This window comes from Saccharothrix sp. CB00851 (genome assembly GCF_001905065.1).
In the GTDB taxonomy this organism is placed as follows: Bacteria; Actinomycetota; Actinomycetes; order Mycobacteriales; family Pseudonocardiaceae; genus Actinosynnema.
Window position 1 is genome coordinate 93,114 of record NZ_LWLC01000026.1, and the last position, 18,700, is coordinate 111,813.

Here is an 18,700-nt window from a genome sequence, read left to right on the forward strand (position 1 = left end):
CGAGTTCGTATTGGGCCGCGGACCACCCGGTGCGCGAAGTGCTGCACCGGCGCCGGGCGAGCGGCAGCAAGCCCGGTCGGCGGGACGACGGGTTCAAGGTCGGCCTCGCCGTCGAGGGCGGTGGCCTGCGCGGGGTCGTCTCGGGTGCGATGTTGACCGCGCTGGAGGACCTGGGGTTCGCGGACGGCTTCGACGACGTGTACACGTGCTCGTCCGGCGCGGTGAACGGGGCGTATTTCATCACCCGGCGGACGTGGTTCCCGTTGTCCATCTATTTCGACGACTTGACCAGCAAGGTGTTCCTGGACTTCAGCCGGGTGCTGCGCGGTGTCGGGCCGATGAACCTCGACTACGTGTTCGAGGAAGTGCTGGCCCATCGCAAACCGCTGGACTACGCGGCGATCATCGCGGCGGCGCAGCGGCTGCACGTCATGGTCACCAGCGTGGACGACCTGCGGACCCTGGACGTGAGCGAGTTCCACTCGCCGGACGACCTGCGGTCGGCGTTGCGCGCCGGCACGTGGTTGCCCCTGGCGATCCGCGGCACCGCCGAGTTCCGGGGTCGACGCGCGATCGACGGGGGAGTGCCGCGGTTCCACCCGTTCCGCGCGGCCGTGCTGGACGGCTGCACGCACGTCCTGTCGTTGAGCACCCGGCCGATCGCGCCGCAGCGCACCGGCGGCGGCACACCGCTGGTCAACCGGGTCGTCGCACGCCACCTGGAACGCCTGCGCCCCGGCCTCGGCACGTGTCGCGCGAACCGAAGCGGCGTCGGCGCATCTACCGCATGCGCAAGCAGCAGGGCGTGCTGTCGGACCCGCGCAGGTCGATGCACGCGCGGTGGTTGCTGTTCTTCTCGGTCGTGTCGTCGCTGAGCTACTTCGTCAGCGCCACGGTGTGCGTCCTGTGGTTCCTGCGGGACATCGGCATCGACGTGCTCGGCCCGCCGGTGCAGCTGCTGTTGCGACCGCTGGACGTGCGGCCCGACGTGATCCCGCTGGTGGACGACCTGCGCGTGCCGGACTACCGGTTGGGCCAGGTGTGGGAGAACCTGCCCGCCCGGATCATCGGCCTGAGCTTCGCGCTCGCGTCCGTGCGGTACTACCAGAACATCCTCGGTGGTCTCACCACGCTGGTGGCGAGGTCACCGGCCCTGCCCGGGGCGCCGCTGCGGGTCGCCGCGGAGATCGCGATCCGGCTCATGGCGCCGTGGGCGTCGTGGTTGATCCTCTGGGTGAACCTGGTCGACGCCCGCACTTGGCCGCTCGGCACCGCCATCGGGTACACGGGCGTGATGTTCTCCAACGTGCTGTGCGCGGTTTTCGCGACGACGTACCTCGCGCGGGCTCGGCGAGCCCGGCTCAGCACCGTGCCACCGGGTCACCAGAAGGTCGTCGGCCTCGACGCGTTCCGGCAGTGGGGGCCGACGACCACCCTGTACACCGGCATGGTGTGGATCTTCGCCGTCCTGATCCTGAACGGCACCCTTCAGGACACCTACGTGTACGCCCTGACCGTGGCACTGGTGAACATCGGCCTGTTCTACGTGATCAAGACCGGGATCAACGCCCTGGACGTCCGCACCGGCCTGAACCGCTGCTTCCTGGGCGCCGAACGCCTCCGCTACGAAGCCGAAGCCACCGCCGCGCGCCCGTCCCGACCGAAGGACCCGGCGCTGGTCGCGCAGACCTGATCCATCCGATGTCTGTTGGCGACTCACCCGAACAGTCGGCGGATTTCGCGACAGGGGTGCCCTACAGGTCGGATCTCTTGTTACCGTCACGCATGCACGGGACGGATGCGCGGCACTGTGGCGGGGAGGAGGCGGTGGCCGAGGTGGACCAGCGGACGCTCACGCTCTGGTACGACGAGCCCGCCACCGACTGGGAGACCGGGTCGTTGCCCATCGGCAACGGCGCGCTCGGCGGTGGTGTGTTCGGCACGGTGGCGTGGGAACGGGTGCAGCTCAACGAGAAGACCCTGTGGACCGGTGGCCCCGGCTCGGCGCAGGGCTACGACTTCGGCAACTGGACCAGCCCGCGGCCGGACGCCCTCGCTCACGTCCGGGAGCTGATCGAGCGCGAGCACCGGGTCGCACCGGACACCGTCGCGGCGGCGTTGGGGCAGCCGCGACGGGGCTTCGGCGCCTATCAGCCGTTCGGCGAACTCGGCCTGGCGCTCACCGACCCGCCCACCGGGGTCACCGGCTACCGGCGCGACCTCGACCTGACCCGCGCGGTCGCGTCGGTGTCCTACCGGGCGGACGGCGTGCGCTACACGCGGGAGTACTTCGCCAGCGCCGTCGACGACGTGATCGTGGCCAGGCTCTCCGCGGACCGGCCCGGCCGGATCGGCTTCACCGCCTCGATCGCCGCGCCCGACAACCGCTCGCGGCACACCACGGCGACCGGCGGCCGTGCCACGTTCACCGGAGCGCTGCACGACAACGGGATGCGCTTCGAATCGCAGCTCCAACTGCTCAACCAGGGCGGCACGCGCACCGACAACCCCGACGGCACGGTGACCGTGGCCGACGCGGACCTCGCGGTGCTGGTGTTCGCCGCGGGCACCGACTACGCCGCCGACTACCCGACCTACCGGGGCCCCGACCCGCACGAACGCGTCCAGCGGACCGTCGACGCCGCTTCCGCCAAGGGCTGGCACCGGCTGCTCGACGCCCACCTGCGCGACTACCGGGCGTTGTTCGACCGGGTGCGCCTGGACCTCGGGCAGCGGCCGGCGGACGTACCCACCGACGAACTCCTGCGTGGTTACGCCACCGCGCCCGCCCCGGCCCGTCGGGCGCTGGAAGCCCTGTACTTCCAGTACGGCCGCTACCTGCTGATCTCCTCGTCCCGGCCCGGCTCGCTGCCCGCGAACCTGCAAGGCGTGTGGAACAACTCGGTCACGCCGCCGTGGAGCGCCGACTACCACGTGAACATCAACCTGCAGATGAACTACTGGCCCGCCGCGACGACGAACCTCGCCGAGACCACCGGGCCGCTGTTCGACTTCGTGGACGGGCTGCGCGAACCGGGCGCCGTCACGGCCCGGGAGGTGCACGGCAGCCGCGGCTGGGTGGTCAACAACGAGACCAACCCGTTCGGCTTCACCGGTGTGCACGACTGGGCGACGGCGTTCTGGTTCCCCGAGGCGGGCGCATGGCTCGCGCAGCACTACTTCGAGCACTACCTGTTCACCGGCGACCGCCGGTTCCTGCGCGAACGGGTGTACCCGGTGCTGAAGGAACTGGCCCGGTTCTGGCTCGACGGGCTGGTGGTCGACCCGCGCGACGGCAAGCTCGTCGTCGCGCCCAGCTACTCACCCGAGCACGGCGACTTCTCCGCGGGTGCGGCGATGTCGCAGCAGATCGTCCGGCAGCTGTTCGCCCACGTCGTCTCCACCGCCGACGACGTGGGCGGCACCGCGTTCGGTGCCGAGGTGCGCAAGGCGCTCGACCGGCTCGACCCCGGCACGCGGATCGGCTCGTGGGGTCAGCTGCAGGAGTGGAAGCAGGACTGGGACGACCCAGCCAACACCCACCGGCACGTGTCGCACCTGTTCGCTTTGTTCCCCGGCAACGGTATCAGCCCGCGCCAGACCCCGGACCTCGCCGCCGCCGCGAAGACCTCGCTGACCGCGCGCGGCGACGGCGGCACCGGGTGGAGCAAGGCCTGGAAGATCAACTTCTGGGCACGGCTCCTCGACGGCGACCACGCGCACAAGATGCTGGCCGAGCAACTGATCGGCAGCACCACCGCCAACCTGTGGGACACCCACCCGCCGTTCCAGATCGACGGCAACTTCGGCGCGACCTCGGGTGTGGCGGAAATGCTGCTGCAGAGCCACGACGGCGCGGTGCACGTGCTGCCCGCGTTGCCGGGGGAGTGGCGTGACGGCTCGTACACCGGCCTGCGGGCACGCGGCGACGTCACGGTCGACGTCCGGTGGTCCGACGGCAAGGCCCGGGAGATCACCCTGGCCACCGGCCACGACGGCACCGTCACGGCCCGCAGCACCCTGTTCGAGGCCGACTTCCGCCTGGTCGACACCCGAACCGGTCGCGAAGTCCTGACCCGCACCGACGGCGGCTCCACCACCTTCACCGCCCGCGCCGGCCACCGTTACCTGGCCACGGCTCGGTAAGCCAGGTGGTGGACCACCGGGCCGCGCGTGGAGGTGCTTGACGGGTCGGAGTGAGCCGGCTACGGTCGGCCACGTGGAATGAAACGTTTCATGCCCACCCTCGGGGAGCGAGGTCAGCGTGAGCCCACTGCTCCAGCTCCGCGACGTCAGCAAGTCGTTCCAGGCCGCGCGGGTACTGCGCGGCGTCGCGCCCCCTGCAGTTGGGCGAGGTGCACGCGCCGGCCGTCCACCAGGAACCCGTGCAGTCCCCGACCTCGGCGTGGCGCGCGGGTTCGCCGATCCAGCGAACTGAAACATTTCAGTCGGGAGGTGCCGGATGCACGGAGAACTCGGGACTCCACTGCTGGAGGTGCGGGGTGTCTCCAAGTCGTTCGGCGCTGTGGCGGCCGTGCGCGACGTGTCGTTCCCGCTGCACGGCGGCGAGGCGCACGCGCTGGTCGGGGAGAACGGTGCGGGCAAGTCGACGATCGTGAAGATGCTCGCCGGTGCGCACGAACCGGACACCGGCGTGATCGTGATGGACGGCGTGGAGCAGCGGTTGGCCGGGCCCGCCGCGGCGCAGGCGGCCGGGATCGCGGTGATCTACCAGGAACCGACGCTGTTCCCCGACCTGTCGGTGGCCGAGAACATCTTCATGGGGAGGCAGCCGCTGGACCGGTTCCGGCGCATCGACCGGGCCGCGATGAGGGCCGAGGCGGTGCGGCTGTTCGAACGGCTCGGCGTCCGCCTGGACCCGGACCGACCCGCGCGTGGCCTGTCGATCGCCGACCAGCAGCTGGTCGAGATCGCGAAGGCGCTGTCGCTCCAGGCGCGCGTGCTGGTCATGGACGAGCCGACGGCCGCGCTGTCCGGTGTCGAAGTGGAGCGGCTGTTCACGGTGGCACGCGCCCTGTGCGAAGAAGGCGCCGCGGTCCTGTTCATCTCGCACCGCTTGGACGAGGTGTTCTCGCTGTGCCAACGGCTCACCGTGATGCGCGACGGCACGTGGGTGTCCACCGATCCGGTCGCCGACCTGGGCGTCGACCAGGTCGTGCGGCGGATGGTCGGGCGCGACGTCTCGACGTTGTTCCCCAAGCAGGACGTCGAGCCCGGTGACGTCGTGCTGGAAGTCGACGGCCTGACCCGTGAAGGCGTGTTCTCCGACATCGCGTTCTCGGTGCGGGCAGGTGAGATCGTCGGCTTGGCGGGCCTCGTCGGTGCCGGTCGCAGCGAGGTGGTGCGCGCGGTGTTCGGGATCGACCGCTACGACGCGGGAGAGGTCCGGGTGGCGGGCGAGCGGCTCGCGGCCGGCTCGCCGTCCGCCGCGGTGGCCGCCGGGATCGCGCTGGTGCCGGAGGACCGCCGCCAGCAGGGCCTGGTGATGGAGATGTCGATCGAGCGCAACGCGACGCTCACCCGCCTGAAGCCGCTGTCCCGCCTCGGCCTGCTCGGTGGCGGGCGCGAACGCCGGTCCGCTCGCGAGTGGACGAAGCGGTTGCGGGTCAAGTACGGGCGGCTGGCGGACGCGGTCGGCACGTTGTCCGGCGGCAACCAGCAGAAGGTCGTGCTGGCCAAGTGGCTGGCGACCGGTCCGAGCGTGCTGATCGTCGACGAGCCGACCCGCGGCATCGACATCGGCACGAAGGCCGAGGTGCACCGGCTGCTCTCGCGGCTGGCCGCCGACGGTGTCGCGGTGGTCATGGTGTCGTCCGAGCTGCCCGAGGTGCTGGGGATGGCCGACCGCGTGCTCGTCATGCACGAAGGGCGGATCACCGCCGAGCTTTCCCATGACGAGGCGACCGAGGAAGCGGTCATGTTCGCGGCCACCGGCCGGAAGGAGGCGGCTGCGTGAGCACCCGACCGGCGGTGTCCGGCGCGCCACTGCTGGAAGCGGACGTGAGCAGGACCCGGTTCGTCCACAAGCTGTGGTCGGCGCGGGAGTTCGGCATCGTCGTGGCGTTCGTGCTGCTCGTGCTCGTGACCACGTTGGACAACCCCGCCTTCCTGTCTCCGCAGAGCCTGCGGGACCTGCTGCTCGGTGCGGCGGTCCTGGTGGTCCTGGCGGTCGGGCAGACCGTGGTGATCATCTCCCGCAACATCGACCTGTCGGTCGGCGCGGTGCTCGGCCTGGTCGCGTTCGCGACCGGCGAGTTGCTCAGCTCCGCGCCGGGGACGCCGACGGCGGTCGCGATCGGAGTCGGCGTCGGGTTGGGCGCGGTGTGCGGTGTGGTCAACGGCGTGCTGGTGGCCGCGGCGCGCGTGCCCGCCCTGGTGATCACCCTCGGCACGCTCTACGCGTTCCGCGGCATCGACCACTCGTGGGCCCAGGGCCGGCAGATCAACGCCTCCGACATGCCCCGCTCGTTCCTCGGCCTGGGCACGGGGACCGTGCTCGGCATCCCCGTGCTCGCCGTCATCGCCGTGGTCGTGATGCTGGTCGTCGGCTTCTACCTGCGGTCCTACCGCAGCGGGCGCGAGCTGTACGCGATCGGCTCGGAACCTGCCGCCGCGCGGCTGTCCGGCATCCCGGTCGGGCGCCGGGTCTTCACCTCCTTCGTGCTCTGCGGCGCCCTCGCAGGCCTCGCCGGTGTGCTGTACGCGGCGCGCTTCGGCACCGTTGACGCCACCGTCGGCACGGGCATCGAACTCCAGGTCGTCGCCGCGGCCGTGGTCGGCGGCGTGGCCATTTTCGGCGGCAGCGGCAGCGTCGGCGGCGCCGCCCTCGGCGCGCTCCTGCTGACCACCATCGGCAGCTCCCTGGCGGTGCTGCGGATCAACCCGTTCTGGCAGCAGGCCGTCGTGGGCGGTCTCATCCTCGCCGCGATCGGACTGGACCGGCTGCTGGCCGTCCGGGCGGCGAACCGCTTGCGAGGGAGGTCGTCCCATGGCGCGTGACCTGGCGGCGGTGGACGTTCCGGCTCCACCGACCGAAACGACCTCGGGGGTGCTGCGTTCGGCGTTGGTCCGGTGGGACACCGCGCTCCTCGTGGTGCTCGCCGCGGTCGTGGTGCTCGCCGGGGTGCTGGTCGAGGGGTTCGCCAGTGGGCGGAACCTGCAGTTCCTGCTGCTGGACGTGGTCGCGATCGCGTTGATCGCGCTGCCGTTGACGCTGATCGTCATCACCGGTGAGATCGACCTGTCGGTGGCCAGCACGCTCGGGCTGTGCAGTGCGGTGATGGGGCAGCTGTGGGTGGCGGGTCTGCCGCTGGAGCTGGTGGTGGTGCTCGTCATCGGTCTCGGCGCGGTGCTCGGCGCGGTGAACGCGGTCTTCGTGACCAAGTTCGCGCTGCCCTCGCTCGCGGTGACCATCGGCACGCTGGCCGCGTACCGGGGCTTGGCGTTCGTGGTGCTTGGCGACCAGGCGGTGGCGGACTTCCCGTTCCGGTGGACCGACGCCGCGAGCAGCACCGTCGCCGACGGCGCCGTGCCGTGGGCCGCGGTGGTCACGGTCGTGCTCGCGGTCGTGTTCGGCGTGGTGCTGCACGCGACGCCGTTCGGTCGGTCCCTCTACGCGATGGGCAACAACGCCGAGGCGGCGACGTTCGCCGGCATCCGCGTCGCCCGCGCGAAGTTCTGGCTGTTCGTCGCCTCCGGCGCGGTGTCCGGCCTGGCCGGGGTGTACTGGACGCTGCGGTACGCCAGCGCGCGGGCCGACAACGCCGCGGGCCTGGAGCTGGCCGTCGTCGCCGCGGTTCTGCTCGGCGGTGTCTCCATCTTCGGCGGTCGCGGCACGCTGCTGGGCGTGCTGCTCGGCGTGCTGCTGCTCGGCGCCGTCCGCAACGCCCTCCAACTCGCCGACGTCGCCGCCGACACGCTCAACATCGTGACCGGCGGACTGCTCATCGCCTCGGTCGTCGTGCCCAACGTGGTCGCGATGAGCCGCACACGCCTGCGACGCCGACCACGGCACCCGGCTTGACCCACCGCACCCCCGACTGCGAGATCCGCCGTGAAAGGAACGCCGATGTCCCAGCTCACGCGCACCCTGCGCCTCGGCTTGATCACCGCCACCGCGATGACCGTGCTGGCCGTCTCCGCCTGCGGCGGCACCACCCGCGGGTCCCAAGAGAACGCCAACCCCGCAGGCAACCAGGCTACCGGCCAGGCCAACCCCGACGCGCCTCTGACCGAAGGGCTGGACGTGGCCTTCCTGCCCAAGCAGGTGAACAACCCGTACTTCACCGTGGCCGACGGGGGCGGCAAGAGCGCGGTCGAGGAGTTCAAGGGCAACTACAAGGAAGTCGGCCCCTCCGAGGCCAGCGCCTCGTCCCAGGTCAGCTACATCAACACGCTGTCGCAGCAGCAGACCGACGTCATCGTGACCTCCGCCAACGACCCCAACGCGATCTGCGGGGCGCTCAACAGCGCCCGGCAGGCGGGCGCCAAGGTCGTCACCTTCGACTCCGACACCAAGCCCGAGTGCCGCGACGTGTTCGTCAACCAGGTGACCGCCGAGGGCATCGCGGAGAACCAGGTCGAGCTGATCGCCGAGCAGATCGGCGGCGAGGGCAAGATCGCGATCCTGTCCGCGACGCCGAACGCGACCAACCAGAACGCGTGGATCGAGCTGATGCGCGAGCAGTTGCGGAAGCCCGAGTACAGCAAGATCGAGATCGTCACGGTCGCCTACGGCAACGACGAGGACCAGAAGTCGTTCCAGGAGACCCAGGGCCTGCTGCGCTCCTACCCCGACCTGAAGGGCATCGTCTCGCCGACCACGGTCGGTGTCGCCGCCGCGGCGCGTTACCTGTCCAGCTCGGAGTACAAGGGCAAGGTCGCGCTGACCGGCCTCGGCACGCCGAACCAGATGCGCGAGTTCGTCAAGGACGGCACGGTCAAGGCGTTCGCCCTGTGGAACCCCGCCGACCTCGGCTACCTCGCCGCCTACGCCGGCGCCGCACTGGCCTCCGGGCAGATCACCGGCGCGCAGGGCGAGAAGTTCAAGGCGGGCAAGCTCGGCGAGTACACCATCGGCGAGGACGGCGTGATCGTGCTCGGCCCGCCCACCGTGTTCGACCAGGCCAACATCGACCAGTTCGACTTCTGAGCCCGTGGGCGCTCACGTGCGGCGGAGGGGAGTGCGGAGTCCGGTGACCACCATGTGGATCAGCAGGTCGTAGGTCTCGTCCAGCTTCTCGGGTCGTTGGAACGCGTTCTCCGCTTGCAGCACGGCGAAGCCGTGCATGGCCGCGCGCAGGCAGCGGGTCGCGTGGATGGCTTCGGTGTCCTCCATGCCGTACGCGCGCAGGGCGGCCAGCATGATGTCGACCAGCCGCTGCCCGGCCCGCGCCACCATCGGTTCGGGTGCCTGGACGAGCGCGGAATAGCGGTGCGGGTACTCCACCACGTACTCGCGCCAGCTCGTCATGAGGGCGCGGATCGCGTCGTCGGCGGACCTGCCGAGCACCGCCGCGCCGATCCGCTCGGCCAGGTCGTCCATGACCTGCACCGACATGAGTGCACGCAGCTCGGCCAGGTTGCGGACGTGCTTGTAGAGCGACGGCGTGGCCACGCCCGCGCGGGAGGCCACGGCCGCCAAGGTCAGCGCGGCCGGGCCCTCTTCGTCGACCAGGCGCAGCGCGACGTCGACCACCGCGCCCGCGGACAGCGCCGCCCTAGCCACGGGTGCCCGCACCGAGGAAGGCCAGGACCGCCGCGGCGACCTCGGCCGGGAACTGCACGTGCGGGTAGTGGCCCGCCCCTTCGATCACCTCGACCCGGCCCAACCCTGGCGGCATGGCCGCCACGATGCCTTCGCCTTCGGCGCGGGCATCGGTCCAGTCGGGGTCCAGGGAGCCCTCGACGACCAGCGCTGGGCAGCGGATGTCGCCGAGCCTGGCGCCCGCGTCGGTGGGCGGGGACATGCCCATGCGGCCCACCACCGCCATCCGGCCGGGCCTGCGCAGGTCCGCGTCGAGCGCGGCGACGTGTTCGGTGAAGCCCGCCGGCTTGACGCCGGGGTAGGCGTGGTCGAGGTAGCGCTTCCACAGCCCGACGCTGCGGAACACCCCCGCGCCCATGAGCAGTGCCATCCCCTTGCGGTAGCGGGGATTGGAGAGCAGGCCGCCGAAGTCGACCTGCTGAGCCCGGGTGAACGGGCTGATCTGCACGATGGCGCTGACCGACTCGGGCTCCCGCGCGGCCGCGATGGTGACGGAGCCGCCGGTGAACGAGTGGCCCACGAGCACGGCCGGACCGCCCAGGTGCCTGACCACGGCGAGCAGGTCGGCCGCCGAGTCGGTACGGCTGTAGGAGGTCCAACCGGCGCTGGACTCGCCGTGGCCGCGCTGGTCCACGCTCGCGACCCGGTACCCGGCGTCGGCCAGTCGGACGGCCATCTCGCGGTAGGCGGCCCGGTTGTCGCCCATGCCGTGTGCCAGCACGATCAGCGGCCCTTCGCCGATCACGTCGTAGGCGAGCCGACCGCCGTCGACCTCCAGGAACTGCGTCATGTCCATCCCCTCACCGCTAATGGCTGTAGCTCAAAAGCTAATGTCATTAGCCACAGTTGTCAACCGACCGCGAAGGAGGGACCAACCCCGCCCGCGCCCGCGGTAGGCCACTGATCACCTCGACATGGACATGACGAGGCGTCCGGTGCCGGTCGCGTGCGGGGGTGGGGGTCAAGTCGATCGATCCACCAATCCGACCGCTGACCCGTCGTCGGTTCACTACTCTCGCCGGGTGGACCTCTTCGTCGGGTTGGACGACGTCGACTGGAGTTCGTTGACCCACGCGTACGGCCCGGCGGTGGAAGTGCCGGAGTTGGTGCGCGGGTTGGTGTCGGGCGACCCGGCGGTGCGCGAGTCGGCGTTGGACGACATGTACGGCGCCGTGCACCACCAGGGCAGCGTCTTCGACAGCACGATCGCCGCGATCCCGTTCCTGCTGGAGGTGGCCGGTCGCCCCGGCCTGCCGGGACGCGCCGGGGTGGTCGAGTACCTGGCGAGCATCGGCGACCCGGAGGAGGCGTACGACGAGTGGGGTCGGCGCGCCGTCGATGCCGTCGCCGACGCGTTCGGGCTGCTCGCGCCCCTGCTGGAAGACCCGGAACCGGCTGTGCGGAAAGCCGCGTGCGAGGTGTACGCGGTGTGCCGGGCGGACGCCGGGTGGATCGCCGACGCGCTGGGCGAGCGCCAGTCGCTGGAGACCGACACCGATGTGCAGACCGCCATCGTGGCCGCGTTGGGTCGGCTCGGCGCGCGACTGCCCGTGCCGGCGTTGGTCGAACGGCTGTCGGACGCGGCCGCCCGCCACCCCGATCCGTCGGTGCGGCTCACCGCGCTGGTCCAGCTGGCCGAGTTCGCGCCGGACGCCCTGCCGGACGACGTGCCGACCGTCGCGCTGGCCGAGTTCACCCGGTTCTACGCCGCCGGCACCCCGACCACCGAACCTGCGGGCTTCACCACCCCGACGCTGATCGGCGAGTTGCGCGTGCGCGCGGAAGAGGAGGCGTCCGGTCGGCGCGCACCCGGCGCGTCCCGCCTGCTGGCCGACCTGAGCGGGCGGCTCGGGGACCGCGTCGAGGACCGCACCCGGCTGCTGGTGCCGCTGCTGGAGTCCGCCGACTGGGAACCGCGGCTGGACGCGGTCCGGGTGGCGAGATACCTGGTCGAGGCCTGGCGTGGTGATCACCGCGAGGTGGTCCGGCTGATCGGGGAGCAGCTCCTGGCCCCGGAACCGCGGCTGCCGCCGGCCGCCGCGTCCGCGCTGAAAGACCTCGGTCCCGTCGCCGCGCCCGCCGCCGACTCGCTCGCGCGCAGCATCGAAACGGCACCGCCGGAAGCCCCGCACACCAGGGAAGAGGGGCCGCCTGCCTGGATCACGACGTGGGAGTCCGGCTCGTCCAGCACGGGGCCGACGGTGCGCGCGTTGGCCGCGTTGGGCGACCCGAGGGCGTTGGTGCCGGTGCGGTGGGCGCTCGAGCGCCGTGAACCACCCGACGACATCGGTCACGTCGTGCGCTCACTCGGCCCGCTCGCGGTCGGGTTGCTGCCGCTGGTGCGGGCCCGGCTGCGTCGCGACTCCTGCCGCGGCGGCCTGCTCCTGGCCCTGGGTGAGCTGGGGGAGGCAGCGGCTCCCGCCGTGCCGGACATCGTGCGGTACCTGCCCGAGTCCGGTTCCCTGAACGCGCTCCGCGCACTCGGCGCACACGCGACCCGGGCCGCACGCCCGCTGCGCCGCCTGCTCGACCACGACCGCGACTGGATCGCGATCGCCGCCGCTGCCGCGTTGTGGCGGGTCGAAGGGGACGCCGACCGCGTGCTGCCGACGTTGCTGAGCCGCCTCGACCATCCCTCGGCGCTGGAACTGATCGCCGAACTGGGTCCGGCCGCCGCCCCGCACCTGCCCGCGCTGCGGACCCTGCTGGACCGGTTGGACCCGAACGGGTGGTACGTGGTCCACGTCGCCGAGGCGTTGTGGCGGGCGGCGGGCGACGCCGAGGCCGCGCTGCCGCTGCTGACCGCGGCGTGGCACAACCACGTCCACATCCGCGTCAGGGTCGCCCGCTGCCTGGCCGAGATGGGCCACGCGGCGGCACCGGCGGCGCCGTTGCTGCGCGAGGAACTGGCGCGGCCACGGCGGCACACGACCGCCTTCGGCCGGTGGGGCAGCGACCGGGTCCTGGCCGACGAAGAGCTGCTGCGGCTGTGCCGTGACGTGCTCGCGGGCTTGGCCTCCTGACTTGTCCCCGGCGGTGGAAGTTCCGGAGTCGGTGCGCGGGTTGGTGTCCGAGGATCCGGCGGTGCGCGAGTCGGCGTTGGACGACATGTACGACGCGTTGCACGACCAGGGCGGCATCCTCGCGGTGATCCCGTTCCTGCTGGCGGCGGCGGGGCGAGCCGACCTGCCGGGACGGGCCGAGGTGGTCGAGCTCCTGGCCGCCGTCGGTGCGCGGGACGGGGAGCCGGGGCCTGCCGAGGAGCGGGTCGTCGAGGCGGTCCGGGCCGCGTTCCCGCTGTTCGCGAGCCTGTTGCACGATCCGGAGCCGGCCGTCCGGGCCGCCGCGTGCGAGGCGCTGGCGGTGTGCCGTGGGGATGCCGCGCGTGCGGTCGGGAAGTTGGGCGAGCGGCTGCCGGTCGAGACCGATGCCGACGTGCGGGCCGCGATCGTGGTGGCGCTCGGGACGATCGGTGCGAGCGGCGGGCTCACGGCGGAGGCCGGGTCGCGTGTGGCCGCGCGGCTCGCGGGCGTAGCCGTGGAGCACGCCGACCCGGCGGTTCGGCTCGCCGCGTTGGCCGAGCTGGCCGGGTTCGCCCCGAAGGCGCTGCCCGACGACGTGCCGTCGGTCGCGGTGGAGGGGTTCGCGCAGCTCTACGCCGAGGACGCCCCGACCGTCGGACCCGCGGGGCGGGAGGTGGCCGATCGGCGCGCGTACCGCCTGCTGACGAGGCTCAGCGGGAGGCTTGAGGACCGGGTCGAGGACCGCACCCGGTTGCTCGTCCCGCTGCTGGAGTCCGCCGACTGGGCGGCGCGGCTGGACGCCGTCCAGGCCGCCGAGCCCGTCATCGAGCACTGGCGCGGTGACCACCGGGAGCTCGTCCGTCTGATCGGGCACCAACTCCTGTCCCCGGAACCACGCTTGCCACCGGTCGCCGCGACCGCGTTGCGTTACCTCGGTCCCGTCGCCGGGCCCGCCGCCGACGCGCTCGCGCGCAGCATCGACGCGGCACCACGGGAAGCTCCGCACACCACTCGGGACGGCCCACCGGCGTGGATCACGACCTGGCGCCCCGGCTCGTCCACGACCGGGCCGACGGTGCGCGCGCTGGCCGCGTCGCGCGACCCGCGTGCGGTGGAGCCGGTGCTCTGGGCGCTCGAACGCCCGGAACCACCCACCGACATCGGTCACGTCGTGCGCGCCCTCGGCCCGCTCGCCGCCGGCTTCGTGCCGCTGGTGCGGGCCCGACTGCGTGACCGGTGGACTCCTGACTCGGCGCACGACGGTCTACTGGTGGCGTTGGGAGAGCTGGGTGAGGCCGCGGCGTCCGCCGTGCCGGACATCGTGCGGCACCTGCCCGAGCGCGCGGCCCTGCGGGCGCTGCGGGCACTCGGCGCGCACGCCGCTGTGGCCGCGCCGGCGTTGCGGGACCTGCTCGGCCACGCCGAGCCCCGGGTCGCGGTCGATGCCGCGGCCGCTCTGTGGCGGGTGGAGGGCGACGCGGACCGCGTGCTGCCTACCCTGCTGGGCCACCTCGACCGCGTCACCGCGGTGGAGGTGATCGCCGACCTCGGGCCTGCCGCCGCCGGATACCTGCCCGCGCTGCGGGCGCTGCTCGACCGGCCGGACCCGGCCGGGTGGCGGGAGCTGCACGTGGCGCGGGCGCTGTGGCGGGCCGCCGGTGACGCCGAGGCCGCGTTGCCGCTGCTGACCGCCGCTTGGCACAGAAACCCCCACGTGCGGGTCGCGGTCGTCCGCTGCCTGGCCGAGATGGGCCCGGCGGCGGCCCCGGCCGCGCCGATGCTGCGCGAGGAACTGGCGCGGCGCAGGCGGCACACGTCGACGGGCAGCGGGTGGAGCAGCGACCAGGTCGTGGCCGACGAAGAGCTGCAGCGGCTGTGCCGGGACGTTCTCGCGGCCTTCTAGGACCTCATCTGCGACCAGGCGACCAGCACCCACACGACGAACGCGACCAGGAGCACGAAGCCCAGCGTGCCCGCGATCACCAGCCCGGTGCCGACCGAGTTCCACGGCGGCCCGAAGAACTTGATCACCAGCCCCACCACGACCGAGACAGCCGCGATCCCGATGAACGCGTCCGCGTACTCGCCGGATTGCCAGCCGGCGTCCGCGAGGTAGTCCGTCCGGAACGCCGCCACCAGTGCCACCTGCAGGGCGAACGACACCAGGAAACCCGCGAACGCCACTCCCGGCCGCTTCCGCCGCTCGACTTCGATCACGCGGCCAGTCTCGCTCGACCGGCGGAGGCGCCGCATGAGTAGCACTACGCGAAAACCGCGCGGCCCGTGCTCCGGGCCGCGCGGTCTTCCGCAGGGCAGGACGGGTCAGGCGGTGGTGCCGGTGACCGACGTGCCGGACTTGGTGACGTAGTAGGTCACCTTGGCGCCGCTCCAGTAGTGGAACGTCAGCGTCACCCGCGAGCCGTCCGTGACCTCGGCGAAGAACTCCGGCTTCAACTTCGTGGCGTTCGCCGCGTAGTCGGGCGCGAACGTGACGTCGAACTCCTTGTACGACGTCCAGTTGTGCGGCCCGGCGTTGCTGCCGTCCGCGTACTTGGCCTCCATCGTGGCCAGCTGGTCGCCGCGGAACTGGGTCGGCACGGCGAACGCGCTGGTCGTGCCCGTCGCGTTCGACAGCACCGGCGTGTCGTAGGTGACCAGGTCGATCCGCCACGGCACGCCCGCCGAGAACCGGGCCGACAGCGACGCGTTCACGCCGTACGGCCGCGACCCGCTCAACCGGGTGATCGTCGCCGCCTTGATGGTCAGCTGGTCGCCGCTGACGGTGTAGTCGGTGCCCCGCACCAGGTCGGTGGTGCCGTGGCGCAGCCCGGCGAAGGATGTGCCGTTGAGGTTGAGCGTCAGCGTCTTGTCGGTGACCGCCGAGGACTTGGCGCTGAACACCTGGTCCGACGACGCCGTGCCGGACCGGGTGGTCCAGCTCGACTTGATCTGTGCGATCAGCTCCGGGTCGCTCCACTGGAACGAGGTGCGGCCGAAGTGCTGGCCGTTGTCCCAGAGCATCGTGGTGATCTTCTTCGCACGGGCGTAGTGGCCGAGGAACTCGAAGAACTTCAGCTTCTCGCCCTGCTGGACGGTGCCGGTGTGCCGGTCGAAGCCCAGCAGCCCGTACTCGCCCAGGATGACCGGGATGCCGCGCGCCACGAACGCGTTGGCCACCCGGTCGAACGAGTCGGTCAGGTCCTTCTGCACGGTGGCGTCGAACTTCGTGCCGCCCGCCACGTTCACGCTGAACGGCCAGTAGCCGTAGAAGTGGAACGTGGCGATGAGGTTCGGGTCGTTGAGCGCGTTGAACGTGGCCACCAGCTCGTCCACCCGTGCCTGCTCCGACGACGTGTGCAGGGTCGGCAGGACGAGCAGCCGGGTGGCGTTGTTGCCGCCCGAGCCGCGCACGATCCGGTGGAACGACTTGTTGAGCTCGTCCAGCAGCTGCGCGTTCTGGGCGTCACCGGAGCTGTTGGCGAACTGCGGCTCGTTGACGCTCTCCAGCATCAGCTTCGGCGAGGCGTCCCGGAACGCGGAGGCGATCTGCGTCCACGCCGCGTTGTAGCGGGCCAGCACGTTCGTGCGGTCGGTCGGCATGGCGTTGATCCACTGCCACGAGTCGTGGTGGATGTTGATCATGACGTAGAAGCCGTCCGCCAACGCCCAGTTCACGACCTCCTTGACGCGCGCCATGTACGCCGCGTCGATCGTGTAGTTCGGTGCGCTGCCCTGGTGCGCGCTCCACGTGACCGGGATCCGGATGCTCTTGAAGCCCTGGGCCCGGACGTTGTCCAGCAGCGCCTCGGTGATGCGCGGGTTGCCCCACGCGGTCTCGTCGCTGCCGACGGCGTCGAGCGAGTTGCCCAGGTTCCAGCCCGGCTGCATCTCCGCGACCCGCGCCATGGCGTCGCCCACGGGCGGGTTGGTGGTCGTGGTGGTGGTGGTCGTCGTGGTGGTTGTCGTGGTCGTGGTGTCACCGGTGCAGGTGACGCCGTTGAGCGCGAACGACGACGGGGCCGTGTTCGAGCCCGTCCACGAGCCGTTGAAGCCGAACGACACCGAGCCGTTGGTGGGGATGTTGCCGTTGTAGCTGACGTTGGTCGCGGTGACCTGGCCGCCCGACGCGGTCACGGTGGCGTTCCAGGCCTGGGTGACCGTCTGGCCCGACGGGAACGCCCACGTGAGCCGCCACCCGCCGGTGATCGGGTCGCCCAGGTTGGTGACGTTGACGTTGCCGGTGAAACCGCCCTGCCACTGGCTGGGCACCGAGTACACCACCCGGCACCCCGCCGCCGCTTGGGCGTCGGTCACCGCGACAACACCCATGCCCGCGAGCAACGAGGCCATTCCGGTGGCCAGCAGGCCAACCCGCCAACGGATTTTTCTCAGCTTGTCGCGCATATCGGCCATGACGCTCCTCGTAATCGCGTGCGGCAGCGGGAGGGGGTGGGAACCGAACGCGCGCGGGCGATCGGACCGGCCGCAGTGGGAAATCCGGATGCGCCGGTCGCCGCCCGGCGCATCTGCCCGCCACGGCCGGCTGACCGGGCGTGGCGGCGTGTTCCAGCGCTGCCTCGCCATGATGTTGGCGGTAACGGATGGGTGACGCAAGGGTTTCGACGGTAATCGACTCGGCGACCCGGTCGGCCAATTCGGAATCATCGCCGGAAGTCGACCCCATTCGACCGCGCCGGGTGCGTCGTTCGACAAAACCGTCGAACGAATTCGACGTCGGGTCGTCGAAACGCGGGCGGGGGATCGCCCGATCGTGGCACGGGTGCCGTCGCTAGGTTGCCGCTGTGGCACGCCAGAAGATCGGAGTAGTCCTCGCGACGACCGGACGCCTGTCGCCGCTCGGCGCGCCGCTGGAGTACGTCGCCGGCGCGCTGCCGTGGCCCGTGGAGGTGGTGTTGCGCGACAGCGGCTCGACGGCCGAGGGTGCCCGTGCGGCGACCCGTTCGCTGGTCGAGGCCGGGGTGCGGGTCGTGGTGACGTTGGGCGGCACGACGACGTTGCCCGCCGTGGTGGACGCCTGCGCCGAGCACGACGTGCCGTGCGTGTCCACGACGTTGCCCTGGCAGGTGTTCGACGCCGGTCGGCGGCCGGGTCCGGCGTTCCACTTCTGCTGGGGCCTGGACGACATCGCGACCGTGTTCGCCGACCTGTGGGAGCGCCTGGGCCCCGCGCGGACCGTCGGGTGCGTGTGGAACGACGGGCCGCAGGGCGTGGCGCTGCGGCGGTGGTTCGCGCCCGTCGCCGCGGCGCGCGGGCACCACCTGGTCGACCTGCCGTACCGGGAGTCCAGTGGCGTCGTGCCCGCCGTGGGCGAGGTGGAGGTGGTGACCAGCGCCGCGACCGCCGCCGACCTGGCCGCCGTGGTGCACGCCCGGCGGCCCCGGCTGGTGACGTGCTCGCGGTGGCTGACCTACCCGTTCGGCGTGGCCCGGCACAGGCTGGACGGGGTCGCCACGATCGTGTCGTGGACGCCGGAGCACGAGCACGTCGGCCGCGGCGGCCGGACACCGCGCGACCTCGCGCGTTCGTACGAGGAGGCCACCGGTTCGCCGTGGCTGCAGCCGCTCGGCCTGGCGCACGCGTTGTTCGAGGTGGCCGTGCACGCGGTGAGCGAGGCCGACTCGCCCGCCGCGGTCGCCGACGTGCTGGCGGGGACCAGGCTGGCGACGATCGCCGGCGTGCTCGACTGGACCCGCGGGCCCGTGCCCGGCGTGGCCACGATCCCGTTGGCGGGCGGGCAGTGGCGGGGCGGTCCACGACCGTCGCCGGCGGTCGTGGACAACCGCCGCTCACCGCTCGTCCCGGTGTCCGGCGACCTCGTGATCGACTAGGGCGTGTCTCCAAATCTTCGGCCTGGTAGTAGGTCATGATT

14 protein-coding genes are annotated in these 18,700 nt (G+C 71.8%); 10 read left to right on the top strand and 4 right to left on the bottom strand.

Annotated elements, in window-relative coordinates; translation table 11 throughout:
• Positions 1 to 29 precede the first annotated feature (29 nt).
• The 7 genes from A6A25_RS25035 (at position 30) to rhaS (ending at position 9,172) form a co-directional block, all read left to right on the top strand.
• Entirely contained in the window at positions 30 to 875 is an 846-nt protein-coding gene (locus A6A25_RS25035; RefSeq protein ID WP_073893841.1) for a patatin-like phospholipase family protein, read from the top strand.
• A complete protein-coding gene (locus tag A6A25_RS25040; protein ID WP_073893843.1) occupies positions 788 to 1,693 on the top strand; it encodes a hypothetical protein in 906 nt (301 codons plus the stop codon). The genes A6A25_RS25035 and A6A25_RS25040 overlap by 88 nt, the downstream gene beginning before the upstream one ends.
• 134 nt (positions 1,694 to 1,827) lie before the next feature.
• Positions 1,828 to 4,146 carry a glycoside hydrolase family 95 protein gene (locus A6A25_RS25045; protein ID WP_241828899.1) on the top strand — a complete coding sequence of 773 codons (2,319 nt, stop codon included), beginning with the start codon at positions 1,828 to 1,830 and terminating at the stop codon, positions 4,144 to 4,146.
• Between the two features lie 316 nt (positions 4,147 to 4,462).
• Positions 4,463 to 5,977 carry a sugar ABC transporter ATP-binding protein gene (locus A6A25_RS25050; RefSeq protein ID WP_073893845.1) on the top strand — a complete coding sequence of 505 codons (1,515 nt, stop codon included), beginning with the start codon at positions 4,463 to 4,465 and terminating at the stop codon, positions 5,975 to 5,977.
• On the top strand, positions 5,974 to 7,020 hold the full coding sequence (locus tag A6A25_RS25055) for an ABC transporter permease (protein WP_073893847.1): 1,047 nt from the start codon (positions 5,974 to 5,976) through the stop codon (positions 7,018 to 7,020). The genes A6A25_RS25050 and A6A25_RS25055 overlap by 4 nt, the downstream gene beginning before the upstream one ends.
• Positions 7,010 to 8,044: an ABC transporter permease gene (locus A6A25_RS25060; protein ID WP_083668645.1), complete on the top strand. Its 1,035-nt coding sequence runs from the start codon at positions 7,010 to 7,012 to the stop codon at positions 8,042 to 8,044. Before A6A25_RS25055 ends, A6A25_RS25060 begins: the two co-directional genes overlap by 11 nt.
• A gap of 45 nt (positions 8,045 to 8,089) precedes the next feature.
• The gene (rhaS, locus tag A6A25_RS25065; RefSeq protein WP_073893850.1) at positions 8,090 to 9,172 is read left to right on the top strand and encodes a rhamnose ABC transporter substrate-binding protein; all 1,083 of its coding nucleotides are present in this window, start codon (positions 8,090 to 8,092) and stop codon (positions 9,170 to 9,172) included.
• Positions 9,173 to 9,184: 12 nt separating this feature from the next.
• Here the strand turns inward: rhaS and A6A25_RS25070 are convergent, their stop codons facing one another.
• A complete protein-coding gene (locus A6A25_RS25070) occupies positions 9,185 to 9,748 on the bottom strand; it encodes a TetR/AcrR family transcriptional regulator (RefSeq protein ID WP_073893891.1) in 564 nt (187 codons plus the stop codon).
• Complete coding sequence (locus A6A25_RS25075) at positions 9,741 to 10,577, bottom strand: alpha/beta fold hydrolase (RefSeq protein ID WP_073893888.1); 837 nt, start codon at positions 10,575 to 10,577, stop codon at positions 9,741 to 9,743. Before A6A25_RS25075 ends, A6A25_RS25070 begins: the two co-directional genes overlap by 8 nt.
• A gap of 232 nt (positions 10,578 to 10,809) precedes the next feature.
• Between A6A25_RS25075 and A6A25_RS25080 the strand changes: the two genes are divergently transcribed.
• Together A6A25_RS25080 and A6A25_RS25085 are read left to right on the top strand one after the other, a co-directional pair.
• Positions 10,810 to 12,810 carry a hypothetical protein gene (locus tag A6A25_RS25080; protein WP_073893853.1) on the top strand — a complete coding sequence of 667 codons (2,001 nt, stop codon included), beginning with the start codon at positions 10,810 to 10,812 and terminating at the stop codon, positions 12,808 to 12,810.
• A 43-nt stretch (positions 12,811 to 12,853) separates the two neighbouring features.
• Positions 12,854 to 14,713: a HEAT repeat domain-containing protein gene (locus A6A25_RS25085; RefSeq protein WP_143193381.1), complete on the top strand. Its 1,860-nt coding sequence runs from the start codon at positions 12,854 to 12,856 to the stop codon at positions 14,711 to 14,713.
• Here A6A25_RS25085 and A6A25_RS25090 read toward each other — a convergent pair.
• Entirely contained in the window at positions 14,710 to 15,027 is a 318-nt protein-coding gene (locus A6A25_RS25090) for a hypothetical protein (RefSeq protein ID WP_073893859.1), read from the bottom strand. The genes A6A25_RS25085 and A6A25_RS25090 overlap by 4 nt on opposite strands.
• 105 nt (positions 15,028 to 15,132) lie before the next feature.
• Entirely contained in the window at positions 15,133 to 17,223 is a 2,091-nt protein-coding gene (locus tag A6A25_RS25095; RefSeq protein ID WP_274534338.1) for a cellulase family glycosylhydrolase, read from the bottom strand.
• A gap of 389 nt (positions 17,224 to 17,612) precedes the next feature.
• Between A6A25_RS25095 and A6A25_RS25100 the strand changes: the two genes are divergently transcribed.
• A complete protein-coding gene (locus tag A6A25_RS25100) occupies positions 17,613 to 18,659 on the top strand; it encodes an ABC transporter substrate-binding protein (RefSeq protein WP_083668646.1) in 1,047 nt (348 codons plus the stop codon).
• Positions 18,660 to 18,700: the final 41 nt, after the last annotated feature.

Coding starts and splice junctions, on each gene's coding strand:
- A6A25_RS25050 (WP_073893845.1), top strand. CDS start 4,463: ATGCACGGAGAACTCGGGACTCCACTGCTGGAGGTGCGGGGTGTCTCC.
- A6A25_RS25095 (WP_274534338.1), bottom strand. CDS start 17,223: ATGGCCGATATGCGCGACAAGCTGAGAAAAATCCGTTGGCGGGTTGGC.
- rhaS (WP_073893850.1), top strand. CDS start 8,090: ATGTCCCAGCTCACGCGCACCCTGCGCCTCGGCTTGATCACCGCCACC.
- A6A25_RS25040 (WP_073893843.1), top strand. CDS start 788: ATGCGCAAGCAGCAGGGCGTGCTGTCGGACCCGCGCAGGTCGATGCAC.
- A6A25_RS25060 (WP_083668645.1), top strand. CDS start 7,010: ATGGCGCGTGACCTGGCGGCGGTGGACGTTCCGGCTCCACCGACCGAA.
- A6A25_RS25075 (WP_073893888.1), bottom strand. CDS start 10,577: ATGACGCAGTTCCTGGAGGTCGACGGCGGTCGGCTCGCCTACGACGTG.